Source organism: Mucilaginibacter sp. P2_D11 (assembly GCF_056404435.1).
In genome coordinates this window covers 95,689-120,917 of record NZ_JBFUEA010000017.1, presented here as the reverse complement: position 1 = coordinate 120,917, position 25,229 = coordinate 95,689, and the positions used below count along the sequence as shown (strand labels likewise).

Here is a 25,229-nt window from a genome sequence, read left to right as displayed (position 1 = left end):
CTGGGCTATAGAAAACAAGTTGCATTGGACGCTTGACGTAGCCTTTCACGAAGACGCCGATAGGAAAAGAAATAAGCATGCAGCCCAAAACTTTTCCCTGATCAACAAAGTTGCCCTAAATATCCTTAAAAACGACCTCACAAAGAATATCAGCATCAGAAGGAAAAAGAACATCGCCTCCTGGGATTTCAAATACTTACTTATGCTCCTTAAATTTTAATGCGTTTGCCCTGGTATTTTGCGCTTTTAATTTTGAAATGCCGTAAATAAGTCACACTTTTATATCTACAAACTGCAAACCAAAGCTTTGGAAAATCTTATTGCTATATTCCTGCTGGCTACGGTCGCCTTATCGATAGGCGAGCGGGTGTTTGCTGTTATGGGTGGCCGGCATTATGCTGCCCGCTCAATTGCTCCGCAAAAATTTGTACATGCTTATGTACAGTCAAATATATTAACCAACCCTATTCAAGGCCTTATGCATCCATCGGTTGTATCAATAAGCCTTTCCCAATCCAATTTTCTTGCCCGCGGGGCGCCTGTAAAGGGCTACGATTTATTATGCTGAATAAATAAGGCATCTGGCGTATCCTTCTTTTCATGGTAATCCTGCGTGGCGATATCTTTTAAACATATTGCCGGGTTGGCCGGGCTTTGCTTTGGCCATCCCGTAAGTATTGTTTAATGATAAAACTTAAGCTGTTTGTTGCTATCTATCAGCGGCAGCTTAGCAACATTACCCAACATGAAAAACATTATAAAATGGGCCGTAGCAGCTGTGCTTTTAATAGGCGTTGCTATAGGCATGATATCATTTAGCCGAAAATCGGGCTCACATCAGGAGATGGTGAATTTGCTGAGCCAACTATCCAAAGAGAATTATAACCAAAAAAATTCGTTTTGCCCCGAGGTGAAATACGCCGCGCTTGATTCCATCCTGAAAGCCGGAGGCCTGGACAGGAATCTCGACGTGCTTTATTCAAAAGCCGAGCTGGCTTTAGAAGTAGGTAAGGAACAGGAATCTGTAGATGCTTACGATTATTTGGTAAACCACGTAGATTACATGGCCCTTAATCAAATAATGCCTGATGTAGGCATAGCCTTCATGCGACTGGGCGAGCGGACCAACTGCATGCTAAACCACGCCGGCTCATCGTGCATATTCCCCATTAAGGGCGATGGCGTGCACATACAGCAAACCGGATCCAAAAAGGCCATCGATACCTACCAGGCCGTGCTGAAAGCCAACCCGGTCGACCTGCAATCGCGCTGGCTGCTCAACATTGCTTACATGACGCTGGGGCAATACCCGCAAAATGTACCCAAACAGTTCCTGATACCAGGGCTTGATGCCGACGAGGGCCAGCGCCTGAAACCTTTTGTCGACGTGGCCGCTGGGCTCGATCTTAACATCAATGGCAGGGCGGGCGGCGTTATTGCCGATGATTTCAACAACGATGGCTATATCGATATCGTAACCTCGGGTTGGGATTTGCAGGACCCCATGCACTACTTCCGGAACAATAAGAACGGCTCCTTTAGCGACATGACCGAAAGCAGCGGGCTCACCGGCATTACCGGCGGCCTGAACATCCAGCAAACCGATTACAACAACGATGGCAAGCTGGATATTTTCGTATTGCGCGGTGCCTGGCTTACCAATGGCTTCGGTAACCAGCCATCATCGCTGCTGCGCAATAATGGCGATGGTACCTTTACTGATGTTACCACCGAAGCGGGGCTGCTGTACTTCCACCCTACCCAAACCGCCACCTGGGCCGATTTCAACAACGATGGCTGGGTAGATGTGTTCATCGGCGCAGAGAACCTGCCTACCGCTACCGAAGGCGGCGAGCATAGGTGCATGCTATACATCAACAACCAAAACGGCACGTTTACCAATATTGCCAGTAAAGCCCATTGCGATGTTGCCGAGTTTGTAAAAGGCGTTACCTCTGCCGATTATGATCACGACGGGTTGCCGGATGTTTTCCTATCTACCATGAACGGCAACAAGCACCTGCTTAAAAACATAACCAAACCCGGAGGCACGGTAGCTTTTAAAGATGTTAGCGCCGAAGCAGGCCTCGCCGATAACCACGAACGCAGCTTTACCACCTGGTTTTTCGATTACGATAACGATGGTTGGCAGGATATAGTGGTGAGCGATTATAATTTCACAACCAGCCTGGGCTATTATTCTGCAGCTGCTGCTTTGGGCAAACCCGTGCCGCGCGCGGGCAACATTTTCCTATATCACAACAACCATAACGGCAAATTTACCGATGTTACTGTTGAGGCGGGTTTAGATAAAGTGGTGTTCAGCATGGGGGGTAATTTTGGCGATATCGATAACGATGGCTACCCGGACATGTATTTCGGCACCGGTAACCCCGATTTTAAATCGCTTGTGCCCAATAAGCTTTTCAGGAACGTTGGCGGCAAACGCTTTGCAGATGTAACCACCTCATCACGCCTTGGAAACCTGCAAAAAGGGCATGGTATTGCCTTTGCCGATTTCCGCAACACCGGCATACAGGATATTTATGCCGAAATGGGTGGAGCCTACAAGGGCGACTCGTACACCAGTTCGCTATATATGAACCCCGGCCAGAGCGATAATAACTGGATAAGCCTAAAACTGGAGGGCGTGAAGGCCAACAAAGCTGCTATTGGCAGCCACATTAAACTAACCTTTACCGAAAACGGCATCAAGCGCCATGTTTACAGAGATGTAAACTCGGGCGGCAGCTTCGGATCATCGCCACTGCAGCAGGAAATAGGCATTGGCCAGGCCACCGTTATAGACGAACTGGAAATTACCTGGGCAGGCAGCAAAACCGTGCAACGATTTAAGAACGTAAAACCTAATCAGTTTTTGGATATAGCCGAGGGAATCGACTTTTTGAAGTCCAAAAATCTTGCAAAACTTACTTTTAAAAATAAGAAAGGAGTGGCCGTATGTATGCCTGAAATGGCAGGAATGAAACAATAATAACCTATTCACAGCAAGCACATTACAGTAATGTGCTTGCTTATTTTTATATATTGAAAACTAATATTAATTTTAAGAATTATTACTAAACACGTAAAACCATAGAACCATGAAAAGAATAATGTTAATGTGCTGCCTGTTTTTGGGCGTAAGCATCGCGGCAAGTGCACAGAGCCGCCCCGGCACTACCGATCCGGTTGAAAAAGCGAAAGAATTGCAGCAGCAACTGAAGCTTACCGATAAGCAAACCGCCCAGATTGCGGCTATCTATACCGATTCGGCAGAGAAATTTGATAAGATAAAAACCGAGCAAAAAGGCAATAACGATAAAATGCTGGTGGCTATACGCCCCCTGCGCGCTGCAACCGTTAAAAAAATTAAAGCAGTGCTAACTACCGCACAAGTGGCCAAGTACGAAAAAATGGTAAGTGGCAAGGATAAGGCCAGCACCGGCTGGAGCGACGGCTGGAGCTCTACCGCATCTAACTAAGCTTTACCGAAAGCAGAAACCGCAAGCCGCCCCGTAGCAATACGAGGGTGGCTTTTTTATACCCGTTGACACGATAAACTTTCATAAAGTTTTGAAAGTTAAAAAACATGTTTATCTTTGTATATGCAATTATCCGAAGCAAAAAGCAAATTTATTGAAGCATGGGGCAAGTTAGGTTCTGAATGGGGTATTAACCGTACCATGGCACAAGTACATGCCTTGCTGTTGGTTAGCCCTGCTGCGCTCACTACCGAGGAGATTATGGAGGAGCTGAAGATATCGCGCGGCAACGCCAACATGACGCTGCGCGATTTGATAAGCTGGGGCCTGGTAGAAAAACAGCACAAAGCAGGCGAGCGCAAAGAATACTTTTTTGCCGATAAAGACACTTGGAATATTGCCCGACAGGTGGCCAAAGAACGCCGCAAGCGCGAGCTAGACCCCATCATCAAAATACTGGATGAATTGAGCAAGGTAGAAGGCGACAGCAAGGATGAGGCCTTTAAAACCTTCAATAAATCGGTTACCGATATTAATAAGCTGGCCAAAAACGTAGATAAAACTTTGGAGACGATGCTAAAGGCCGAAGAGAACTGGTTCTGGAAATCGATTTTTAAAATGTTCAAATAAGCATTTTTTTGACTATAAATTTCATATTTTACTGAAAATTCAATCTCAATAAACCTCACCTTAAAATGAAAAAAATCTTTACCCCGTTAATGAACGGTTACCTGGTGGCCAATGCAGTCGCTTTTGTCATTATTGGCATCACCAAGTATTTTTCTACAGAACCGGGTGGCAGCAGCGTAATTGTTTTTTCGGAATTTGTGATTGTCCCGTTTTTGATGGGAATCATCAGCGCATGGTTTTGGCGCGATAGAGACCTTTCCGGCAGGATGGTAATCATGCGGTCAATTATCAATTGCATCATCGCTGTAGCGCTCAGCTTCGTGTTCCTCGAGGAAGGGGTTATTTGCCTCATTATCGTATCTCCCTTACTCTGGTCTTTTATTGTGGCGGGCACCTTTGCCGGCCGAACCATGTTCAAACGCGATAACACAACGCTGAATGTGAGCATAGTAGCCCTGCTCCTTCTTGTTTTTGTTATCGATTCAACATCGGTACACCACTACGAAAATATGGTTGCAGATAGCATTATCATCAAAGCGCCGGTTAGCACCGTTTGGAAAAACGTAGTCGCTTACAAACGCAATACCTCCCCCGATAAATACTGGCTGTTTAAATTAGGCATGCCGAGCCCGGTGGAATCAACTACCGAAGGTTATTACCTGGGCGCAAAACGTAAATGTATTTTCAGTAACGGCTACGTGTTCGATGAAAAGATTGTAGTGTATGACGAAAACAAGAACCTCACCTTCGATATCACCGGGCAGCCGCGCGACCCGGAGATAATGGGCCACATCGATATCCTGCGCGGGCAATTTTTATTAAAGGATAATGGTGATGGTACAACCACCGTAACGGGCAACAGCTGGTACCGCTTGTACGTTTTCCCGGCTTGGTATTATGATATCTGGGCCAAAAGCATTACCCGCAATGTGCATCTAAGGGTGATGGAGCACATCAAACAAATTAGCGAGGCGCAATAGATGTTCCGGTTCGTAACCAGATATCTTGGCTTTTTAAAGGCAATACCCGGCTTCGGCCTGGTGTTTGATGCCTGGCTGCGTATAGCAACCATTATGATAAACCCGAAGGTGTCCGACTATATCGACAATATTGAAACGGAAGTGTCGGCCTGGCAAAATATCCGCATCAGCATCCATAAATACGGCGGGCTACAATTTAACTGCGGCTCGCTCGAGCTTGGGCATATCCATAGCAATGGTTTGTTGGATATGTTATTAAGCCGAAAGGAAAAGCTGCGACTGATGGCAGAGGATGGCCGAATTCTGAACCATCATATTTTTAAGGGCACCGGTTGGATAAGCCTTTATATCAAAAGCGAGGATGATGCAGCTTTTGCCCTGCAGTTGCTAAAAATGGCCTATGATAATAAAATGGCCGACCGGAGATACGGTCAACCGGCATAATCAGGAGATTTTCCTTTTTCCCTCTTTATCATTGATAAATTCGGTGAGTTCCTGTATAAATTCATCGAGGGATGTTGCCGACCGCTTAAGGTAAATAATCATCTTCTTTAATTGAACCGGCGCATCCAGGAATCCGCCGATAATGCTGGTTATGCCCAAAATATTGGCTACCGGCAGCCGCACTTTGTGCGACGTGATGAACATCATCTCCTCCATGCTTTTAACATAATCCTTCAGATAGGCTTCGGTTTTTTTTAGTTCGATGTAGGCAGATGCCAGCTCTCCTGCACGTTTTTCCTTTTCTTCGTTTTGGTAGGCCAGCTCATTGTTGGCAACAATTAATTCTGCCGCCCGCGCTTCCTTCTCATCATTCTGGTAGGCAAGCTCCTTGTTAGCTATTGCCAGCTCTGCCGCGCGTGCGTCCTTCTCAGCGTTCTGAAAAGCCAACTCTTTATTGGCTACGAGCAATTCCGCCGCCCGTGCTTCTTTTTCATCATTCTGATAGGCAAGTTCTTTATTGGCTATCGCCAGCTCTGCGGCGCGCGCATCCTTCTCGTCGTTCTGGAAAGCCAATTCTTTGTTGGCAACGATTAATTCTGCTGCTCGCGCTTCTTTTTCATCGTTTTGATAGGCAAGTTCTTTGTTAGCCATTGCCAGCTCTGCCGCGCGTGCGTCCTTCTCATCGTTCTGGAAAGCCAATTCTTTATTGGCAACAATTAATTCAGCCGCGCGTGCCTCTTTTTCATCATTCTGATAGGCCAGTTCCTTGTTGGCAATTGCCAGCTCTGCGGTGCGCGCGTCTTTCTCGTTGTTCTGAAACGCCAATTCTTTGTTGGCTTCGAGCAATTCTGCGGCGCGCTTCTTTTTCTCCGTGTTTTGAAAAGCCAATTGTTTAGTTGCTATTAATAGTTCATAAGTCGCTTTTTTGATATTCATTTTTGTATCGGCTGGAAATTAACACTATAAGATGGGCCAGGGGGAATTGCAATTTGAGTAATTGGATAGGCCAGGTTGCCGCGAGGGGCTGCGGTGTACTCTGTTGACTTTTGTTAAGAAGTAAGTAAATATAGCAATTATGTGGAACACTATGCCACATAAACATTTAGCCTCAAAAACATTAAAATGAATATTTTATAACTGTTAGGATAAATTTACCGTAAGAGTGAGCGGTTATTATAACTATTAGTTTTAGAACTTAATACTACCCGGTGCTTCACCCTTGTTAATACGTAAACTTGCACTTATGTTAGCTCCTGTTTTCAATTCTGCCGATACGGCATCCAATAATTACAACCTCGAGCTTTTCTTTGAGCTTTCGCCAGATCTACTATGCATCGCCGGTTACGACGGCTTTTTTAAACGGATCAATCCAACGGTAGCTAAAACCTTAGGGTACAGTAACGAGGAACTTCTTGCTAGCCCCATCAATTCGTTTGTACATCCCGATGACCAGCAACTCACCGCCAGTAGGCGCCAAAACCTCACTAAAAATATGCCGCTGCTCAACTTCGAGAACAAGTATCTTACTAAAACAGGTGAGGTAGTCTGGTTGTCGTGGACTTCGATGCCCATAGAGAATGAGCAACTGATTTTCGCCATTGCCAAAAATATCACCCATAAAAAGAAACAGGAGGAAGCACGTAATGCCGAGATCGCAAATCTTACCCGCAACAATAATGACCTGAAGCAGCTTACGTATGCTACCTCGCATGATCTTCGTTCGCCGGTAGGCAATCTGCTATCGGTGTTTAGTCTGTTGAACGTTAGTAAAATTAAGGATGCGGAAACCCTGGAATTTATTGGAATGCTTAAAACCGCCACGGATAGTTTAAAGAATACGTTAAATGGGTATATGGACGCGCTGAGCCAGAATAATGTTTTAAACGCAACGGTAGAAACGTTGCATCTGGATGAATGCCTGGATACGGTGCTGATATCGCTTCGGTCGTTTTTGCAGGACTCGAGGGCGGTTATCGACGTTGATTTTTCTGAGCTACCCACCGTGAAATTTAATAAAGTTTACCTGGAGAGCGTTTTCCTGAACCTGATTACTAATTCGGTAAAGTATGCGCAGTCAGATAGCGTCCCGGTAATCATTATCCGCTCGCATCGCCGTAACGGCGTTAGCGAATTGATATATACCGACCAAGGGCGGGGCTTTGATATGGAAAAAGTACAGGACAGGTTATTCGGCTTTAGCCAAAAATTCCACAACGATGAAAATGCCGATAGCAAGGGTATCGGGCTGTACTTAATTTACAACCACATTACCAGCCTCGGCGGCCGCATTACTATCGATAGCGAAGTGAACAAAGGCGCCCGGTTCAACATCTCCTTTAGGGATTAGCTTTTAAAAGCCCCCGGCTGTTCTTGCCCGCCCGGGCTGCTCACTACATGGCCTCAGGCAGTTCCACAGGGCGTACCGTAACGCTTTTTAATGCGCGCAAAAAAACCACGAAGAGATGTGAGGTTGCGCCCCGATTACCTACCAACAGGTAAATCAAGCGTTTACATCAATGAAAAAGCTGTTACCACACTTTTATTTCAATTACGATGTAATTAAAATACATTACCCCAATTTTGGCGGCAGCTACCGCAAGGGAGGCAGCAGGTTTTAGCTTAGCTATGGCCGGCAGCGGGCGGGGTTGTTTTGTGTGGGCGGTATTTGCCGTTTTGCACCGGCAGCAACGGGTATCACTCCTACGCTTACAACAACGTTGGGCAAATAAAATATTCGGCAGCGTATCAAACTAAACCAGCGGCCAGGGCGTAAGTTCGTTCGCGTAAGTAGGCCAACATGCCAGGCCCGCTGTCGCCTTGCTGCGGCACATCGCCGGGCATTATTGGCTGGCCAATTTTTACGTATAATTGATGCCCGCGTTTGTTGAACAATTGCGAGAAAAGCATAATAGTTTGCAACGAAGGGTGTATATACCTCGCAAGGCTAAAAAGCAGGCCATTGTTGCCATGGAAATACACCGGCAGTATGGGCTGATTGGCTTTTGCGATGATTTTACCCACAACGGGGTGCCACTCCTTGTCGGTAATCTGTCGCCTTTTGAGGCAGTAAGATGACACTTCCCCCGCCGGGAAAATAGCGACCGGCACCCCATCTTTCAAAACCTTGAGCGTAGTTTTTAAGCCGCTGATGCTGGAGGCATCCTTTATATTCTCGAAGGGATTCACGGCGATGATATGGTCGGCCAGGTTAGGCACTTTCTTCAACAAGAAGTTACCCATAAACATGGTTTCGGGGCGTTTTTTTACAAGGATACTCAGCAAAGCAAGCGACTCTATGGCCCCATAAGGATGGTTGGCAACGGTAATAAATGCGCCATCGGCCGGTATATTATGCAAACTTTCCTCGTCTACAACCAGCGTTACACCTAGTGTCTTAAACAAATGGTCGGCAAAAGCTACGCCTTTTAAGGCATTGGCGTTTTCCATCATCGTATTAAAGGCATCTATCTTCAACACGTTCATTAAAAATGAGACGAGTAACGGTAGGCCATTGATGCCGGCTGCTTTAGAAAAATCTGCTTTGGAAATAGCGGGCATTTTAATGTGGTATGATTCGTAAAGGTATCAAACTGGTATTAACCGAAGGTGTCGGCACCATTAAGTTCGCCTACTGTTGATAAATATGATGATGGCCGGAGCAATAATTTATCGGTTGATTTAATGTTGCCAATAAGTTAATTATATGTAAATTTATACTACCAATTATAAATCTCAATTGTACCGCTTTTCTAAAACATATTTAACCATCCTGGTGGGTTCTCTGCTCTCGTTTACGATGGCCAGGGCGCAGCAGCAGCGGATATGCATTGATTTTTACGGCAGCACCTTCAACACCCAGATAGATAACGCTTTGATACTCGATGTGCCTGCTCAGCTTTCGCAGGCATCGGTAAAAGGTTTTTACGATAAAATAAATGCAGGCAATTACCAGCCTGTTATAGACTCGCTTATCGCTTACAAGAACCGCAACCAACTGAACGATTGGCTGTATTACCAGCTCATCCGCAAAACGGCGCAACAGATAAGCCCCAAGGCCGATAACTATGGCCGTTATACCCTGTACAAGTGGTTCCTGATGGCTAAAAGCGGCTACGATGTGCGTTTGGCTCTTACCCGAAGCAAAGTGATATTTTATGTATTGAACGATGAGGATATATCAGACATCCCCGCTTTTATAGTGGATGCCAAAAAATACATGTGCCTAAACTATCACGATTACGCCAGGGCCGACCTCAATCTCGATCCACCTATACCGGTAGCTATTGCTATCCCGGAGGCCAAAAAGGCATTTTCCTACAAAGTTACCCGCATGCCCGATTTTAAGGCATCGGATTACCAGGAGAAAGAACTGCAATTTACTTATCACCACAAGGCATACTACTTCAATATTAAACTCAATCCGGATGTGGGGACCATCTTTATGAACTATCCGGGGGTTGATTTCGAAACGTATTTCAATATCCCGGTAAGCAAGGAAACTTATAGCTCGCTTATCCCCTTGCTCAAACAAAACATGAAGGGTATGAGCGAAAAGAAAGGCGTTGACTACCTGATGCATTTTACCCGCTACGCCTTTTTGTATGAGGACGACGAAGAGAATTATGGCCGGGAGAAACGCCTCTCGCCCGAGGAAACCCTGTTTGCCCGTTACAGCGATTGCGATGACCGTGCAGCGCTGTTCTTTTACCTGGTAAAAGAAATTTACAACCTGCCCATGATAGCCCTGTTGTACCCAACGCATATTACCATGGCAGTGCAGTTCAGCAAGCCGATTGGAAACCCCATCTTGTATAAAGGCAACGCCTACACCATTTGCGAGCCCACTCCGCAGCGCGAGGATTTGCGCATAGGCCAACTGTCAAAGAAGCTTAAAACCGAACCCTACCAAGTAGTTTACCGTTACGTGCCCGTGGTTGATGGGCAAAAAGGCTTATGATCTAGCCGTTTAACAAAAAAATAGCCCACACATGGCAAATAATATTTGCAATTGTATTTTTTTTGATACTTTTATCCAAACCCGACTATAAACCTGATTTCTTGAAAAAGGTATTTGCAATAGTAATGCTTGCCGTGTTCATGTTCAACATGGGCGGGTATATGCTGTTGTTTCAATATTTTATTAAGCATTCTGACGATTTTGCCAACGAGCAGATAAGCAAGGGGCTATATAAACCCGATGAATTGGTGGAGATAAAAATACCGGTACACGTGCCAACAGCGCAGGCGCAGGAAGATTTCCAGGCTATATCAGGCCAGGTAAAGCTAGCCGAGAACGACTACAACTACGTAGCCATGAAGATGACCCGCGATACCATGTACCTGATGTGTATCCCCAACTACGAAAAGACAAGGCTTATCGGGGGAAACATCATTACAGCCAAAAACGTGAGCGATTCGCCGCTGGCTAAAAAGAACCACTTGCCTGTAGAGAAGAAATCGGGCATTGATACCAACTACAATTACCCGGTTACACTGTTAAACACGACCATAGATGCATTGGCCCTGAGGCCTGTTTTTACTGATCTTATACAAAACATCCCAAGCGCTTACCTTTCTACTCCTGTGCAACCTCCCGAGCTCCAAGGCCTATTAGCATAAACAGATTTTTAATTGGGGATTGATATGCCCGCGGCTTTCCGCCGGGGTGTATTTATCGGCGTAACCATACCCGTGCAATTTGCCTCGGTATTGCGCTCTCCCTTTCAGTTTATTTTTAATACGGATTCAAATGCCTTACATAGCACTCGAAAGCCACTTGCCCGGTATAACCGGCCTGCTGGAATATAGCAAGGGTACCGCGCAGCCAATACGCGAGCTAACCCAATTTTTACTGCGCGGCCCATCAACCCTTACCGAGGCCGAACGCGAGCTGATAGCCACCGTAGTATCCTACGGCAACCAATGCACCTTTTGTACTACTGCCCACACCGCCGCTGCCGACCTGCTGGCCGGCGAAACCGAAACTGCCGCAAGCGTAAAGCAAAACATTGAAACCGCCCCCGTGAGCGAGAAGATGAAAGCGCTTTTAACCATTGCATCGCAAACGCGCGAAAGCGGCCGCGCCGTAACTACCGAAGCCGTAGAACGAGCCAAAGCGGCCGGCGCAAGCGATGTAGAAATACACGATACGGTGCTCATCGCAGCACTGTTTTGCCTGTATAACCGCTACGTGGATGGCCTGGCTACATCGTTACCAGCCGAAGTTGGCTATTATGATGTGCTGGCTGGCCGATTGGTAAACCATGGCTACACCCGGCTTCCGCAAGGTTACGACCATCTTAAAAAAGCAGTATAAACAGAAGCAGTCATTAGTTGCGGTGGCAGCAGCAGTTTCCCTGGCGGTGTATTAGCAGTTGCAGCAAGTATACTGACTGCAACCGCCACTAAAAACTGCAACTTAAAAAACTGCCACTTAAATAAAACCCTAATCCCTTAAACTATTACCATCAATGAAAAAGTTTTTACTCATCATATTCCTGCTATCCTCTGTGCGCGTGTTTGCGCAGGATGTAAAAATATCGGGCACCATAACTGCGGCCGGAAGCAACGAACCGCTTAGCGGAGCCACTATCAACGTAAAAGAAAAGATTTTGGGTACCACAACCAATTCAAAAGGACAGTTTACGCTATCGGCAGGCAAAATAAAATTGCCTTTCACTATCGTAATCACTGCAGTAGGGTACGACCAGCAGGAAGTTACTATCACGTCGGCCAGCCAAACGGTAACAAGCCAGCTGGCCGTGCGTACAACCCAACTTAACGAGGTGGTAACATCGGCTACGCGCGTAAACCAAAGCATCCTGCAATCGCCGGTGAGTATAGAGAAGCTTACCACCAAAGCTATCAAAGAGAATCCATCGTTCACTTTTTATGATGCCTTGGTAAACCTGAAAGGCGTAGAGGCCGTTACCAGCAGCATCACCTACAAACAGGTGAACACCCGCGGTTTCAACACTACCGGCAACTCGCGCTTTTTGCAATTGGTAGATGGCGTGGACAACCAAACCCCGGGCCTCAACTTTTCGGTAGGTAACCAATTCGGCGCATCGGATCTGGATGTAGAATCGGTGGAGATAATCCCGGGAGCGGCTTCGGCATTATACGGCCCTGTGGCGTTCAATGGTTTGTTATCTATCAAAACCAAAGACCCCTTTAAATACCAGGGGCTGTCGGTATCGGTAAAATCGGGCATCAACCACGTTGGCGAAACGTTTTCCGACACCAAAGGGCTGTATGATTTTGCCCTGCGCTTCGCAAAATCGTTCAACGATAAATTCGCCTTTAAGTTAAATGCATCGTACCTGACGGGTTCAGACTGGATAGCTAACGACTATACCGACATCAATGCATCTATCCCTGCTGCAAACCGCGGCCCTAACAACCCCGCCCGTGATGCCCTAAACATTTATGGCGACGAGGTTACCAAAAACATTGCCGGTGTAGGCGTTGTAAACCGTACCGGCTACGAAGAACGCGACCTGATGAATTACGGCGTTTACAGCCTTAAGCTAAACGGTGCATTACAATACCGCATCAGCAACAACCTCGAAGCTATTTACCAGTACAACTACGGCCTCGGTACCGCCAGCTACACCGGCAGCAGCCGTTTCGACCTGAATAACTTCGTGCTGCAAACGCACCGCCTGGAACTGAAGGGCAGCAATTTCTTTATCCGCGGCTACTCGGTAGAAGAAAACTCGCACGATTCGTACAACACCCGTTCGCTTGGCCAGTTTATTAACCGCACCTGGGTGAAGGATTTGGCGGGGACAACCGTTAGCCCGGCCAATGCAGATAACACCTGGTTCGATCGTTACGAGGCTGCCTTTAAAGGCAATGTTAACGGCGTTACCGGAAATAACCATCCAGCCGCCCGCACCTTTGCAGACCAGGGCCGTCTTTTACCAGGCACTGCGGCGTATGATGCTGCTAAGGATGCATCTATCCATAATTATGGTTTAAGCGGTGCAGGCGTATTCAGCAACAGCAAATTCTACCATTCGGACGGGCAATACGATTTCAGCAAACACATTAAAGTGTTTGAATTGCTGGCCGGCGGTAGCTTACGCCAGTACAGGATGTTTACCAACGGCAGTTTGTTTGATGACAAAACCAACCGTATCAATATCACCGAATGGGGCAGTTTCCTGCAAGCAGGCAAAAAATTGTTCGACGAAAAGCTGAAGCTTACCGCCTCTATCCGTTACGATAAGAACCAAAACTTTAAAGGCAGCTTTACGCCGCGTTTCTCGGGTGTGTATTCGGTAACGCCAATGCACAACTTCAGGGCATCGTATCAAACGGGTTTCCGTAACCCAACCCCGGTTGATCAGTTTATCCACCTTAACGTTGGCCCTATCACCATTTTGGGTGGCGCGCCAAATAACAGCAAGGGCTTAAACGTTTACGAAAACACCTACACCTCGGCTTCTGTAAATGCATTCGGTGCAGCAGTTGGTGCAGCGATAGGCGCAGGTACGCCACCGCCGACTGCAATTGCCGCCAATAAAGATTTGTTGGTAAAATCAAACGTAGCCTACATCAGGCCCGAGCAGCAAAAAGCGTTCGAGATTGGCTACAAAGGCGTAGTCAATGAAAGGCTTTTGATTGATGTTAACTATTACCACAGCTCTTATACCGATTTCATCCTGAATACCGTAGTTATCCAACCAACCAGTCCGGTTTTAGGCGCTGATGGCAAACCCAATATGGCAGCAGCCGGCGAGGTAGCTAACCGCGCGGTAAAGGCTTTCCAGCTATACACAAACGCATCTGATAAGGTATCGGCACATGGGGTAAGCCTTGGCTTAACTTATCTGTTGGATAGGGGTTATGTTGCGGGTGGTAACATAACCAAATCAAACTTTAACCTGGGCAACGCAAATGCCAACAACATTGCGCAGTACAATACGCCAGAGTACAGCACCAACATGAACTTTGGCAACCCCAACGTAAACAACGGTTTTGGTTTCAACATCAACTGGCACTGGCAAAGCCAGTTCGATTGGTACGGTACCTTCAATGGTAACCGCCCTGGTCGTATAGCTGCCTACTCGCTGTTTGATGCGCAGATAAATAAAAAGCTGCCTAAGCAAAACACCACCATTAAATTGGGTGCAAGTAACCTATTCAACAAGCACATCTCGCAATCGTATGGCTCGCCTGCAATTGGCGGCATCTATTACGTAGCGCTGGTATTTGATAGTCCTTTAAAATAAAAACAACATGAATGCGATAACGATAGAAATGGAAAGCGCACAAACACAAAAAAGCACAGCATACCTGGCCACCGTATTTGTTCTCTGCTTCGTAAGCAGCGTGCTGGGCGGCTCGGTATCTACCTTGATGTCGGTTTATCTCCCTGTAGTCGTAAAAGACTTACAGGGAGATGTTGCCGCAGGCAAGCTAGACAGCGTAAGCGGGTTTATCAACGCAATGTTTATCTTCGGTTGGGCCATAGGCGGTTTTACCTGGGGCATGGTGAGCGATAAAATCGGCCGCAAAAAAGCGCTGGTTTATTCTATAGCCTGCTATGGCGGCTTCACCATTTTAACCGGGCTGATGCCCCAATGGGAAGGCATTGTGCTTTGCCGCTTTATGAGCGGGTTTGGCGTTGGCGGGGAGATGGTTATTGCCATGACGTTCATCAGCGAGATATGGCCTCAAAAAAGTAAGCCTGTGTTTATCGGCATCCTGTCCATTGCGTTCCCTATCGGGATATTTGCTTCCGGATTCATCACTGATAATGTACCTAATTGGCGCCATGGTTTCTTTATAGGGGCTGTGCCACTGGCTATGGGCATTATTGCACTTTTTGTAATAAAGGAGTCGGAGCAATGGCTTAGCCACAAGCAACAACCTGCAAGCTCGTCAAACGCGCTTTTCTCCCCGGTAAACCGCCGCGAAGTTATAGTGGGTTCATTGCTGTTTGGCACTATGCTAATAGGGCTTTGGGCTATTTTCTCCTGGCTGCCCACCTGGATACAAAGCCTCGTTGCGACCGATTCGCCAAAAGCACGCGGCATGAGTATAAAATTCTTAGGAATGGGAGGCTTAATAGGGGGCTTCCTCTCTGGTTGGTTGGTAAAACTGCTTGGCCTGCGCAAATCCATGCTGCTTTGCTTTGTGGTTTGCACCGGCTTATCGTTCGTATTATTCAAAACCAATAGCAGTATATCAAGTGCGGTTTATGCGGAGATAGCGGTAATGGGGCTTTTCTTTGGTGCCAGCCAGGGGGTGCTGTCGGCGTATATACCACAGTTATTCCACACAGGCATAAGGGCTACGGCAACAGGCTTTTGCTTCAATGTGGGTAGGTTGTTTACCGCGACTGCGGTATTATTCATCGGTGTACTGGTATCCAGCTTGGGCGGTTATGGCAATGCCATATTCATCTTTTCGCTGGTATTTGTGCTGGGGTTAATTGTGACCCTGTTTGTGGTGAAGGATAAAGCTAAACCGGCACGTGTGGTTGAAATGAATTTAGTAACGGATAATAATTAAAAAAGAAAATATTATGGCACATATACAAGTCCCCGAGGGCGTACCCGGTATCAGGTCGCTGGTGATGTTCAGGCCCGAAACAGGCAAGCATTTGTACGATTTGGCGGAGGTTTTGCTTCGCGGAGAATCGCCCATACCGCAAGCCGACCGCGAGTTGATAGCCGCCTATGTATCGCGGCGCAACGAATGCGTGTTTTGCAGCAGCAGCCATGCAGCCGCCGCAAGATGCTTATATGGCGAAGACGATACCACGGTTGATGATGTCCTGACAGACATGGGCGCGGCCAACATCAGTCCCAAACTAAAGGCCCTGCTGAATATTGCAGGCAAGGTGCAGATACTGGGTACAGAAGTGAAGCAGGAGGACATTGATGCTGCCCGCGCACAGGATGCTACCGATAAGGAGATACACGATGCGGTGCTGATCGCTGCCGCTTTTAGTATGTTTAACCGCTATGTAGACGGGCTGGCAAGCCTAACCCCCACCGACCCGGAAGCCTACAAAGAAATGGGCAAGCGGATGGTACAAGGCTATGCACTGCCACAGAAACCGGTAACCACTTAAAAACGAAACCAATGGCACACATTAATTTAGAGAACGAACTGCCCGGCATCCGCGGCCTGATGGCTTACAGCCCAAAAACAGAGGCTCCTTTGAATGCGCTCGCCGAAGTTCTGCTGCGCGATGATGACAACACCCTCAGCCGCGGCGATCGCGAGCTGATTGGTACCTATGTATCGTACCTTAACGACTGCTTTTTTTGCCAGAACGTACACGGCGCGCTGTCCGGCCACTACCTGGGCTGCAATATCGACGAGATAGACGCTATCAAAAACGATTTTACTTCGACAGCTATAGCGCCCAAGATGAAAGCTTTGCTGGCTATTGCGGCCAGCGTGCAAAAAGGCGGCAAAACTGTAACCGAAGAACAAATTGCTGCCGCCCGCGCCGAAGATGCGACGGATAAGGAGATACACGATACCGTATTGATTGCTGCATCGTTCTGCATGTTTAACCGCTACGTAGATGGCCTGGCCACCTGGGCCCCGCAAGACAGGCAGTTTTATGTAAACCGCGCCCCGCAACGCGCTTTAGATGGCTACCAAAGCAGCGTTTACAAATAGCATTTTTTACATGAATACAGCTTTGAGCTTAAAGCCTCCAAGACGGAAGTTTGGGGGCTTTTTGGTGTTTCCTGATTTCAGCAACGGGGTTTGGCAATAAATGCAAACACGTTTTGTACTTGCGAAAATTTCCGTGTATTTACCATAATAGCTTCAAAAAGGGGATGAATTTATTGCAAAAACTCCTCCACCAAAGCCGCTACCAATTCCGGCACTTTGCTGCCTTTTTTGCCGTTTACCAATTCGCCTAAATACTCGCCATGGCCGCCCGGGAACATGGCCAGTTTGGAGCCGACGATGTAGTGCGTTATCTCGGTGGCGTGTTCGGGCGGGGCAACGTCTGCATCGCCCGTCATGATAAGGGCGGGCACCTGTATCATTTGGATTTCATCATCCGTCCAACCCTCAAAATGCTGCATGCGATAGAGTGATTTATCGTGCATGGCCTGCAAGCCCTGCTGTGTGTTACCCGGTATGGCCAGGAACTCGTCTTTATACTGCTGAGGCATATCTTTAAAGCTTGCCTTGCTCATAAAATCCCAAAACCAAGGCTGTGCGCCGCTGTGCTTGGTAAATGACGATGCCACCACTATTTTGCGCGTAAGCTGCGGGTAGCTCATGGCTATTTGCAAAGTAGTTTGCCCGCCATTACTGAAACCCATAAAATCGGCTTTGACTATACCTAATTGCCGCAGCAGTTCGGCAACATCGTCAGCATCCTGCTTAAAGGTAAAGGGCGCATCGCGGTCGCTGGTGTGGCCATTGCCTTGCAGCTCTACCGCTATTACCTGCCTGTGCTGTGCCAGGAATGGTAGTATGCGCCCAAAGGTGGTGCGAATGGTGGAGCCACCGCCATGTATCAAAACCAGCGGCATGCCTTTACCGTGTATCTCGTAATACATTTTTATGCCGTTCACTTGTTTATATCCGCTGATGCTATCGGGTTTCATGGCTGTTTGGGTTTGATTTACTGTTTTATGGTTTACAATGCAAGCCTGCACGGAAATCGCTATGCCTATAAGACAAAGCGCCTGCCAAATTTTTGTTATCATCGTTATTGGGTTTAAGCTATCAGTTTATCCAGGTTGTTGAACATCTGCAGCCAGCTTTGGTAGGCACCAGTTTGCTTGGCCAGTTCCTCGGCTACGGTTTGGTGCAGGGTAAAGCTGCATTTATCACCAATAGCCTTAAATACTATCGTGGTGATGATGGTGCCGGGCCATTTCTCGTCCTTGCCGCTATCGGCCAGCCGGTTGCCCTGCGGGTCGGTTAGGTATATCGAAAACACCAACCGCTCGGGCGCAACCACTTCCAGGTATTCGCCTTTGCACCAGCAATCGCCATAAACAGGGTTGTGTATGCAGGTTTGGAAGCTGCCGCCGGGCCGCACGTCCATCGATAGGATATCAATGGTGCAGCCATCGGGCGCGTACCAATGCTTCAACTGTTCTGGATCTGTCCAGGCTTTAAATACCACTTCGCGCGGGGCATCACACAGGTGGCTTATCCAAACTTCTTTTTGTTTAGTGTCGGTTTTACTTGGTTCCATTTTCCGTAGGTTTTGCTTGTATGTCGGCTAAAAAATTATCCAATGCGTTGAATCTACCTGCCCATAATTTCCTCGATTCCTCCACCCAATCCGTCACCTCGGCCAGCTGATCAAGTTTGGCTTCGCAGAAACGTTCGCGGCCCTGTTTGCGGATAGCTACCAAGCCGCATTCGGTCAATATCTTGATGTGACCCGATACCGCCTGCCGGCTAATGTCGAACGCATCGGCAACGGCGTTCAGGTTCATGGCGCCGGAGGCAATGCGACTGATGATTTGGCGACGGGTAGGATCGGCAATGGCCTGGAAAACATCTCTTCTGACAATCATATGCAAGTATATGCTTGCAAATATAAATGCAAGCATTTGATTGCGCAATAAAAAATGTAAATTTTTTTATATGGGTTATTGAAAGTCTTTAATTACGGCAGAAAGGCTATCGACCAATTGCATTAATGACCGAATGTTCGCAGTGCCCCATTTGCCAGGCCGGCAAGGATGCGAAGCAAGCTGAAAGTCAGTGGTTTAAGCCACTGCGTTATTGATTAAAGGAAGGTGGAAATTAAAGCTACTGCCGTTACCAGGTTCGCTTTTGATGGTAAAACTGCCATTATGTTTTTTGATAATTTCAGAGGCGATGTATAAGCCCAGGCCAACTCCCTGGTAATGCATGGCCGTTTTGCTTACCCGGTAAAAGCGTTTAAATAACTGATTGATATCTTCTTTCGCTATGCCTATCCCAAAATCCTGTACGGTAATTGTTATCTGATTAGCTTCTGCCTCGGCTTTAACAATGATTAAGGATGCATTGGGCGAATATTTTATGGCGTTGTTAAGGAGGTTAACCATAACCTGTTCTATCCGGAACTGATCGCCCAGGTAGCGGATGTCGATGTCGTTTTCGAGGAGTATCTGGTGGTGATTTGCTGTTTGCTGCACATTAAAAATACTGTTGACCAGTGCATCCGCAAAATTGAACTCTTTTATGTTCAGATCTATTTGCCCGGCGTTTATCTTGGTAACATCCAGTAGGTCTTCTATTAATCGCTCCAAACGCTTAATGCTATGGCTGGCGTTTAATATGAATGCGTAACTTTTATCGTTTTTGTTCGCCGTTTTTTCCAACAGCTGGTTAATGGCTTTTATGCTGGTTAGCGGGGTTTTAAATTCATGGCTTACAATATTGAAAAATTCGTCTTTTTTTGCTTCGGCTTCTGCCCGCCTGGCTTTCTCAGCCGCCTGAAAAAGCAGCTCGGTATTAGCAATGATCAGCTCCTGCGCCCGTTTTTCTTTTTCCTGATTCTGAAAAATCAACTCCGTATTGGCAATTACCAGCTCGGCGGCGCGTTTTTCTTTCTCCTCGTTTTGAAAAATCAATTCGGCGTTGGCAATGATCAGTTCGGCGGCTCTTCTTTCCTTCTCTTTATTTTGAAAAATCAGTTCGTTATTAGCCACGATCAGCTCAGCGGCACGTTTTTCTTTTTCCTCATTCTGAAACGCTAATTCGCGGTTGGCCACAATCAGTTCTGCGGCGCGTTTTTCTTTTTCCTGGTTTTGAAAAATCAATTCTGTGTTTGCCAGTAGCAACTCGGCGGCCCGCTTTTCTTTTTCGCTGTTTTGAAAAATCAACTCCGTGTTTGCGATAATCAATTCAGCGGCTCTTTTTTCTTTTTCCTCGTTTTGGAAAAGCAGCTCGATATTGGCAATTACCAACTCCCCGGCGCGTTTTTCTCTTTCCTCGTATAAAAAATCGAGCTGCTTATTAGCAGTTAACAGCTCTTTTGCCCGTTTAAGTTTTTCTGAATTTTGGAAATCGAGTTCTTGGTTGGCGATGATGAGTTCGTTTGCCCGCTTTATTTTTTCCTCGTTCTGAAGGTCGAGTTCGATATTGGCCAGGATCAGCTCTGCCGCTAGTTTTGCTTTTTCCTGGTTTTGAAGGGCTAACTCTCGGTTAGCAAATATCAGTTCTTCCGATAGGTCTTTTTTATCCATAATTGGGCCGACTGACGTCGTTTAAGAAGCCATCACACCCGTCCGAACGGGAAGATGCAATTATGGTAAGTGATTTTTAGTTCGCAAGAGCCTAAAAAAGACCGGATTTCTCCAAGGTACGTAAAACCCTCCGACTTGTGGTTATTTAATTTCCATGCAAGGGAAATCTGTGCTTTTATAACCCTTCTCACCTTGGCTGGCGTGGTCATAACGCCGAATGCCAAGCTATTATGAGCACAAAGTTTTATTGACAAACGTTTTGTCGGCACATAAGGGTCATTAGTCGGCACACCAGGCCGTCGGGGTAAAGTATTCTCAACTTTACAGCGCCAATTAAACCTGACGACAATGAACCCCAAAAAAATACTGATGATGGTAGCTTTTGCCGCTATGGGCATTTGCCTGGTTGATGCCTGCAAAAAAGGCGATGCCGCAAGCCCTGCAATTACAACTACAGGCACCACAACTACCACCACATCTACAGAATCTGTTAAAACAGCGGTGGAGCTCGCTTTCGGGGCCAACATCAACCTGGCGAGCATGGAGAATTACGCCGCCCAAAACATCCCCCCTTATATCACTAAAGATAACTGCGGCCCAAACCCTATTACCAATGCCGGGGCCACGCTTGGCCGGGTGTTGTTTTACGATAAAGCTTTATCGGTTAATAACAGCATAGCTTGCAGCAGCTGCCATAAACAAAGCCTGGCCTTTAGCGATGATGTCTTGCTCAGCCCCGGCGTAAACGGCGCAACCACACGCCACTCCATGCGTTTGGCAAATAGCCGCTTTACACAGGAGGTACGTTTCTTTTGGGATAAGCGGGCCGCCTCGCTCGAAGATCAAACCATGCAGCCCATACAAAACCACAACGAGATGGGCTTTAGCGGCACCAATGGCGACCCGGGCATTGCCACCCTTATTACCAAACTGCAGGGCATCGGCTATTATCAGGAGCTTTTCAAATTCGTATATGGCGATGCTACGGTTACGCAGGCAAGGATGCAAACGGCGCTCTCTGCTTTTATCCGCAGCATACAATCCTTCGATTCTAAATTCGATGCGGGGCTGGCGGCCACCCGTAACCTCAACCAAAATTTCCCCAATTTTACCGCCCAGGAAAACTTCGGTAAATCATTATTCATCAACCCGCCATCGCCGCCCGGTACGGTTGTTAACGGTGCAGGCTGCCAGGGTTGCCATCGTGCGCCGGAGTTCGATATCGACCCCAAGGCCGGCAACAACGGCATCATAGGCGTGGCAGGCAGCACGGCAATAGATATCAGCAATACCAAGGCGCCATCCCTGCGCAATGTGCTGAATGCTACGGGAGCCGTAAACGGCATGTTTATGCATAACGGCAGCCTGACAACCTTAAAGGCCGTAGTGGCCCATTACAACCAAATTACGGTAGAACCCGTTAACACCAACCTCGACTCCCGCCTAAACGGTGGCGGCCGCGGGCAAAATCTACGCTTGAGTGCCAACCAGCAAGCAGCCATCGTAGCTTTCTTGGCCACCCTCAGCGGCAATGATGTTTATACCAACAAAAAGTGGGGCAACCCCTTCCTGAATAATTAGCTTGGGTTTTGAGTCAGTAATAAGGGTGTAGGATTTGCATTCTACACCCTTATTCTGTCGCAATCATACCCTTACGATGTGGTTTTATGATGGTAATTTTAACCAACATAAAACTTAAAGACATGACTGAAATTAAATCAACATCAAAAGCGGCCTTATGGGCCGGGTGGATCCTCACCGTATTGTGCATCCTGTTTTTACTGGTAGATGCCGGGATGAAAATAGCCATGGCAAAACTCTCTGTAGATGGTAGCGTTAAACTTGGCTGGCCGGCAGATCGTGTACAAATCATCGGCTTTATATTGCTGGTGTGTACCGTTCTCTATGCTATTCCGCGTACGGCAGTACTGGGTGCTGTTTTAATCACAGGCTATCTTGGCGGTGCGGTTGCTGTTATGATGAGAACACCTGAACCCTACTATTTCCCACTGGTATTTGGTGGGTTGGTTTGGGCCGGACTCTACCTCCGCAATGCAAAACTGCGGGCGCTGGTAAAAGGCGAATAGTTGATGTGCGGAGAATCAATTCAATCCTGCTATAAACAATAGCGGGATTAATTGTTTAACTTACTGTCCAAACCTTAAGGAGCGTTAACCCTATCACAGAACAGTAACCATGAAAAAATCTTCGGTGAACTTTTTATTGCTTGTACTTCTTTCGGGATGTACGACTTTAGTTAAAATAAAGCCTTCGCCCGTCAATCCGGCCGAGCCGGACAATAAATTAGGAGAACTGCATATACCGCAATACAAGCAGCAGGATTTTGTCCGGGCCGCGGATTTGGTAATTCAAATTATCAATAGCCCTGCTTTCGCAACGGAAATAAATAATTTTGTGCGATTGCATGCAAATGGCGGGGAATACAGCCAGGCCTGGGCCGGTTGGACGAGCGCACGGATAGTGACCGAAATGCGCGCCTGTATAACAGGCGTGAAAGTTGAAACCTACGGTGGCCCCATTGCCTGGTATAACCATGTTTTCAACGGGAACATTGCCTATGACGGTACGACAGGAGATGTTGTGCGGATGAACAGAACGGGCATGCGTAAAAGAAGCATTGCCGATTTATGTAATACCATTGCCCATGAAGTTGCCCATCATGCGGGAATGACGCACCCTCATAGTGAAGGTAAAGATAAAAATGTGCAAATAAGCCGTTGTGAACCGCCGTATGTAATCGGTTCTATCGTAAAAAAGTTAGCAGCCGGCGATGCCTGGGTTTGGGACGCAGATGATTGTGTGCATATGAGGCCTGCTGCATCAAATTAATTGCTATCGAACACAAACTGATCAACGTAAGCTATCTATTGCCAGGCAATGCGGCTGCCGATTCATTCTCTTCCAAATCAACTGATTTTACCGTGAGCCTGCCCTTTGGCCAGGCTTGCCCGGTGATGGGTTGCCAATTGGTCAGAGGCGTAAAGGCGATGCGCTGCCCGTTGCAATAAATATCGTAACCCAGGATGCCTTTGTCATCGCGCGAGGCGGCCCAGCTTAAATGCTTTTTAGGCCCCATGCCGGTAATTTTCAGGTTTTTTGGTGCAGATGGCGGCTGCTTATCGGGATTGAGGCGGTTGGTGCAGTTGATGAATGCCCGTAATACATGGTAGGTGCCTTTCCAAATCTGGCCTTTTAGGGCAAGCTTGTATTGCGGCTGTTTATCCAGGCCGCCCTGGTACCAGTCGCCGTGCTCGTGATCTATCAGGTAGGTTTGTGTGTAAGCCCAAAGCTTGTAGAATTTTTGGCCGTATTGCAGGCTATCCTTCGGGTAGATATCATCAAACATCAGCAGGGTATTAAGCCCCTCTGCTTGTGCCCACCAGTTTTTGGTATCGGCAATAATGGTGATGCCGGGTTTACCCTTAAAGTAATAGCCTTCATCGTAAAAGCCGCCTACGCTATCGTCCCAACCGTTTTTCAGGGCATGGTCAACCATGCGCTTGGCAACGGTCATGGTAGTCTGGTCTTTTTTAAGGCCGAGCAGGTGCGAAGCTTCCAGCATGAGGTAAGCCGTTTCCACATCGTGCCCAAAGGAAACATGATCCAGCCCGCGATGGCTCAGGATATAAGTTTCTGATGAATCGCGGTTGTTAACGGGTGTCCAGTCGGGCTGGAAAAACAGGGTGAGGTTGCCCCTGGGCGTTACAATCTTGTCGCGTATCAGCAGCAGCATTTCCTGCAGGCGCACCTTCAATAAGCTATCAGGCCATACCCGGTAAAGCTCGCTGAACGATTCGAGCAGATGAATGGACGTGTTCTGATCCTTATAGCCGGTCTCGGCACGTGAAGGGGTTGCCGCCGTGCGGATGATGGGTGTACCATCGCGCTCCATATGCTGATAATAGCCTTTGTAAATAGGGTCGTGACTATGCTGCTCCAACCAATGGAATTGTTTTATAGCAAGGTTTAATGCGCTGGTATCGCCGCTTTGGCGGTAATAAGCTGCAATGGCGTACAGCGCAAAGGAGTTGCCGTAGGCTTCCTTGGGTGCGAAGCCACCGGGCTTCGGCTTGCCTTGCCTGTCGGTATAAGTATAAAAACCGCCATATTGCTTATCCCAAAGCACATCCCGCAGGAATTTATAACCCTGCGCCGCGCCTTCGTGGTAGTACTTGACAGATGGATACAATTCTGCTGCCCTGGCGTTGCTCCATACATGGCGGGCTTGCGTTACGATCATTTTATCCTGATTGCCTATAGGTTTAAAATCATAGGTAAAACTACTCAGGAAGCCGCCGTAAAGCGTATCTATCGCTGCGGGATACCATGGCTTCAGCAATTCATCCACCATCGATTTTTTCATCTCGCGATACACTTGCGGGCGGTTGGTGCCGGCAGTGGTTTGCGCGCTACCAGCATTGCCTACAAGCATCAAGGCAAGGGCGGCACAGGCGATTTTTTTTATATTGACCGATGCCATA

Annotated in this window: 24 protein-coding genes and 1 pseudogene; 18 read left to right on the top strand and 7 right to left on the bottom strand. The window is 47.3% G+C overall.

The window, feature by feature from the left end; translation table 11 throughout:
* From AC1DXC_RS23225 to AC1DXC_RS23200, 6 genes are all read left to right on the top strand, one after another.
* Positions 1 to 220: transposase (locus tag AC1DXC_RS23225; RefSeq protein ID WP_477461560.1), on the top strand; the 220-nt coding region annotated here is incomplete at its 5' end.
* Positions 221 to 745: 525 nt separating this feature from the next.
* Positions 746 to 2,995, top strand: coding sequence for an FG-GAP-like repeat-containing protein (locus AC1DXC_RS23220; protein ID WP_477461559.1), 2,250 nt, complete (start codon positions 746 to 748; stop codon positions 2,993 to 2,995).
* 109 nt (positions 2,996 to 3,104) lie between these two features.
* Complete coding sequence (locus AC1DXC_RS23215) at positions 3,105 to 3,485, top strand: hypothetical protein (protein ID WP_477461558.1); 381 nt, start codon at positions 3,105 to 3,107, stop codon at positions 3,483 to 3,485.
* Positions 3,486 to 3,608: 123 nt separating this feature from the next.
* Positions 3,609 to 4,115 carry a GbsR/MarR family transcriptional regulator gene (locus AC1DXC_RS23210; RefSeq protein WP_477461557.1) on the top strand — a complete coding sequence of 169 codons (507 nt, stop codon included), beginning with the start codon at positions 3,609 to 3,611 and terminating at the stop codon, positions 4,113 to 4,115.
* A 65-nt stretch (positions 4,116 to 4,180) separates the two neighbouring features.
* Positions 4,181 to 5,095, top strand: a complete 915-nt coding sequence (locus AC1DXC_RS23205) for an SRPBCC family protein (RefSeq protein WP_477461556.1) — start codon at positions 4,181 to 4,183, stop codon at positions 5,093 to 5,095.
* The gene (locus AC1DXC_RS23200; protein ID WP_477461555.1) at positions 5,096 to 5,539 is read left to right on the top strand and encodes a luciferase domain-containing protein; all 444 of its coding nucleotides are present in this window, start codon (positions 5,096 to 5,098) and stop codon (positions 5,537 to 5,539) included.
* Here AC1DXC_RS23200 and AC1DXC_RS23195 read toward each other — a convergent pair whose 3' ends face one another.
* Positions 5,540 to 6,475: a diguanylate cyclase gene (locus AC1DXC_RS23195; RefSeq protein WP_477461554.1), complete on the bottom strand. Its 936-nt coding sequence runs from the start codon at positions 6,473 to 6,475 to the stop codon at positions 5,540 to 5,542. It lies immediately after the preceding gene.
* Between the two features lie 307 nt (positions 6,476 to 6,782).
* Here AC1DXC_RS23195 and AC1DXC_RS23190 point away from each other — a divergent pair, with 307 nt between their 5' ends.
* A complete protein-coding gene (locus AC1DXC_RS23190; RefSeq protein WP_477461553.1) occupies positions 6,783 to 7,886 on the top strand; it encodes a PAS domain-containing sensor histidine kinase in 1,104 nt (367 codons plus the stop codon).
* Positions 7,887 to 8,169: 283 nt separating this feature from the next.
* Positions 8,170 to 8,268 (top strand): annotated as a pseudogene (locus AC1DXC_RS23185) (DUF6029 family protein); the annotation flags it as partial.
* Positions 8,269 to 8,284: 16 nt separating this feature from the next.
* Here AC1DXC_RS23185 and AC1DXC_RS23180 read toward each other — a convergent pair.
* The gene (locus AC1DXC_RS23180) at positions 8,285 to 9,097 is read right to left on the bottom strand and encodes a lysophospholipid acyltransferase family protein (RefSeq protein WP_477461552.1); all 813 of its coding nucleotides are present in this window, start codon (positions 9,095 to 9,097) and stop codon (positions 8,285 to 8,287) included.
* A gap of 178 nt (positions 9,098 to 9,275) precedes the next feature.
* On the opposite strand from AC1DXC_RS23180, the gene AC1DXC_RS23175 reads away from it, so the two are divergent.
* The 7 genes from AC1DXC_RS23175 (at position 9,276) to AC1DXC_RS23145 (ending at position 17,188) form a co-directional block, all read left to right on the top strand.
* Positions 9,276 to 10,496, top strand: coding sequence for a hypothetical protein (locus AC1DXC_RS23175; RefSeq protein WP_477461551.1), 1,221 nt, complete (start codon positions 9,276 to 9,278; stop codon positions 10,494 to 10,496).
* A 101-nt stretch (positions 10,497 to 10,597) separates the two neighbouring features.
* Entirely contained in the window at positions 10,598 to 11,158 is a 561-nt protein-coding gene (locus AC1DXC_RS23170) for a hypothetical protein (protein ID WP_477461550.1), read from the top strand.
* Between the two features lie 130 nt (positions 11,159 to 11,288).
* Positions 11,289 to 11,855, top strand: coding sequence for a carboxymuconolactone decarboxylase family protein (locus AC1DXC_RS23165; RefSeq protein WP_477461549.1), 567 nt, complete (start codon positions 11,289 to 11,291; stop codon positions 11,853 to 11,855).
* Between the two features lie 154 nt (positions 11,856 to 12,009).
* Complete coding sequence (locus AC1DXC_RS23160) at positions 12,010 to 14,778, top strand: TonB-dependent receptor (protein ID WP_477461548.1); 2,769 nt, start codon at positions 12,010 to 12,012, stop codon at positions 14,776 to 14,778.
* 7 nt (positions 14,779 to 14,785) lie between these two features.
* The gene (locus AC1DXC_RS23155) at positions 14,786 to 16,063 is read left to right on the top strand and encodes an MFS transporter (protein WP_477461547.1); all 1,278 of its coding nucleotides are present in this window, start codon (positions 14,786 to 14,788) and stop codon (positions 16,061 to 16,063) included.
* 13 nt (positions 16,064 to 16,076) lie between these two features.
* Positions 16,077 to 16,628, top strand: a complete 552-nt coding sequence (locus AC1DXC_RS23150; protein ID WP_477461546.1) for a carboxymuconolactone decarboxylase family protein — start codon at positions 16,077 to 16,079, stop codon at positions 16,626 to 16,628.
* An 11-nt stretch (positions 16,629 to 16,639) separates the two neighbouring features.
* Entirely contained in the window at positions 16,640 to 17,188 is a 549-nt protein-coding gene (locus tag AC1DXC_RS23145) for a carboxymuconolactone decarboxylase family protein (protein ID WP_477461545.1), read from the top strand.
* A gap of 170 nt (positions 17,189 to 17,358) precedes the next feature.
* On the opposite strand, the gene AC1DXC_RS23140 is transcribed toward AC1DXC_RS23145, so the two are convergent.
* The 4 genes from AC1DXC_RS23140 to AC1DXC_RS23125 form a co-directional block, all read right to left on the bottom strand.
* The gene (locus AC1DXC_RS23140) at positions 17,359 to 18,240 is read right to left on the bottom strand and encodes an alpha/beta fold hydrolase (RefSeq protein ID WP_477461544.1); all 882 of its coding nucleotides are present in this window, start codon (positions 18,238 to 18,240) and stop codon (positions 17,359 to 17,361) included.
* An 11-nt stretch (positions 18,241 to 18,251) separates the two neighbouring features.
* Positions 18,252 to 18,737, bottom strand: a complete 486-nt coding sequence (locus AC1DXC_RS23135) for an SRPBCC family protein (RefSeq protein WP_477461543.1) — start codon at positions 18,735 to 18,737, stop codon at positions 18,252 to 18,254.
* Complete coding sequence (locus AC1DXC_RS23130; protein WP_477461542.1) at positions 18,724 to 19,065, bottom strand: ArsR/SmtB family transcription factor; 342 nt, start codon at positions 19,063 to 19,065, stop codon at positions 18,724 to 18,726. The genes AC1DXC_RS23135 and AC1DXC_RS23130 overlap by 14 nt, the downstream gene beginning before the upstream one ends.
* 195 nt (positions 19,066 to 19,260) lie before the next feature.
* The gene (locus tag AC1DXC_RS23125) at positions 19,261 to 20,727 is read right to left on the bottom strand and encodes a sensor histidine kinase (protein WP_477461541.1); all 1,467 of its coding nucleotides are present in this window, start codon (positions 20,725 to 20,727) and stop codon (positions 19,261 to 19,263) included.
* Positions 20,728 to 21,075: 348 nt separating this feature from the next.
* Between AC1DXC_RS23125 and AC1DXC_RS23120 the strand changes: the two genes are divergently transcribed.
* The 3 genes from AC1DXC_RS23120 (at position 21,076) to AC1DXC_RS23110 (ending at position 23,577) form a co-directional block, all read left to right on the top strand.
* Complete coding sequence (locus AC1DXC_RS23120; RefSeq protein ID WP_477461540.1) at positions 21,076 to 22,308, top strand: cytochrome-c peroxidase; 1,233 nt, start codon at positions 21,076 to 21,078, stop codon at positions 22,306 to 22,308.
* Positions 22,309 to 22,430: 122 nt separating this feature from the next.
* The gene (locus AC1DXC_RS23115; protein WP_477461539.1) at positions 22,431 to 22,814 is read left to right on the top strand and encodes a DoxX family protein; all 384 of its coding nucleotides are present in this window, start codon (positions 22,431 to 22,433) and stop codon (positions 22,812 to 22,814) included.
* Between the two features lie 109 nt (positions 22,815 to 22,923).
* Entirely contained in the window at positions 22,924 to 23,577 is a 654-nt protein-coding gene (locus tag AC1DXC_RS23110) for a hypothetical protein (RefSeq protein ID WP_477461538.1), read from the top strand.
* A 31-nt stretch (positions 23,578 to 23,608) separates the two neighbouring features.
* Here the strand turns inward: AC1DXC_RS23110 and AC1DXC_RS23105 are convergent, their stop codons facing one another.
* Entirely contained in the window at positions 23,609 to 25,228 is a 1,620-nt protein-coding gene (locus AC1DXC_RS23105) for an AGE family epimerase/isomerase (RefSeq protein WP_477461537.1), read from the bottom strand.
* Position 25,229 lies beyond the last annotated feature (1 nt).

Coding starts and splice junctions, on each gene's coding strand:
- AC1DXC_RS23150 (WP_477461546.1), top strand. CDS start 16,077: ATGGCACATATACAAGTCCCCGAGGGCGTACCCGGTATCAGGTCGCTG.
- AC1DXC_RS23135 (WP_477461543.1), bottom strand. CDS start 18,737: ATGGAACCAAGTAAAACCGACACTAAACAAAAAGAAGTTTGGATAAGC.
- AC1DXC_RS23205 (WP_477461556.1), top strand. CDS start 4,181: ATGAAAAAAATCTTTACCCCGTTAATGAACGGTTACCTGGTGGCCAAT.
- AC1DXC_RS23105 (WP_477461537.1), bottom strand. CDS start 25,228: ATGGCATCGGTCAATATAAAAAAAATCGCCTGTGCCGCCCTTGCCTTG.
- AC1DXC_RS23190 (WP_477461553.1), top strand. CDS start 6,783: ATGTTAGCTCCTGTTTTCAATTCTGCCGATACGGCATCCAATAATTAC.
- AC1DXC_RS23125 (WP_477461541.1), bottom strand. CDS start 20,727: ATGGATAAAAAAGACCTATCGGAAGAACTGATATTTGCTAACCGAGAG.
- AC1DXC_RS23210 (WP_477461557.1), top strand. CDS start 3,609: ATGCAATTATCCGAAGCAAAAAGCAAATTTATTGAAGCATGGGGCAAG.
- AC1DXC_RS23110 (WP_477461538.1), top strand. CDS start 22,924: ATGAAAAAATCTTCGGTGAACTTTTTATTGCTTGTACTTCTTTCGGGA.
- AC1DXC_RS23160 (WP_477461548.1), top strand. CDS start 12,010: ATGAAAAAGTTTTTACTCATCATATTCCTGCTATCCTCTGTGCGCGTG.
- AC1DXC_RS23120 (WP_477461540.1), top strand. CDS start 21,076: ATGAACCCCAAAAAAATACTGATGATGGTAGCTTTTGCCGCTATGGGC.
- AC1DXC_RS23155 (WP_477461547.1), top strand. CDS start 14,786: ATGAATGCGATAACGATAGAAATGGAAAGCGCACAAACACAAAAAAGC.
- AC1DXC_RS23195 (WP_477461554.1), bottom strand. CDS start 6,475: ATGAATATCAAAAAAGCGACTTATGAACTATTAATAGCAACTAAACAA.
- AC1DXC_RS23220 (WP_477461559.1), top strand. CDS start 746: ATGAAAAACATTATAAAATGGGCCGTAGCAGCTGTGCTTTTAATAGGC.
- AC1DXC_RS23115 (WP_477461539.1), top strand. CDS start 22,431: ATGACTGAAATTAAATCAACATCAAAAGCGGCCTTATGGGCCGGGTGG.
- AC1DXC_RS23200 (WP_477461555.1), top strand. CDS start 5,096: ATGTTCCGGTTCGTAACCAGATATCTTGGCTTTTTAAAGGCAATACCC.
- AC1DXC_RS23130 (WP_477461542.1), bottom strand. CDS start 19,065: ATGATTGTCAGAAGAGATGTTTTCCAGGCCATTGCCGATCCTACCCGT.
- AC1DXC_RS23180 (WP_477461552.1), bottom strand. CDS start 9,097: ATGCCCGCTATTTCCAAAGCAGATTTTTCTAAAGCAGCCGGCATCAAT.
- AC1DXC_RS23140 (WP_477461544.1), bottom strand. CDS start 18,240: ATGATAACAAAAATTTGGCAGGCGCTTTGTCTTATAGGCATAGCGATT.
- AC1DXC_RS23145 (WP_477461545.1), top strand. CDS start 16,640: ATGGCACACATTAATTTAGAGAACGAACTGCCCGGCATCCGCGGCCTG.
- AC1DXC_RS23165 (WP_477461549.1), top strand. CDS start 11,289: ATGCCTTACATAGCACTCGAAAGCCACTTGCCCGGTATAACCGGCCTG.
- AC1DXC_RS23215 (WP_477461558.1), top strand. CDS start 3,105: ATGAAAAGAATAATGTTAATGTGCTGCCTGTTTTTGGGCGTAAGCATC.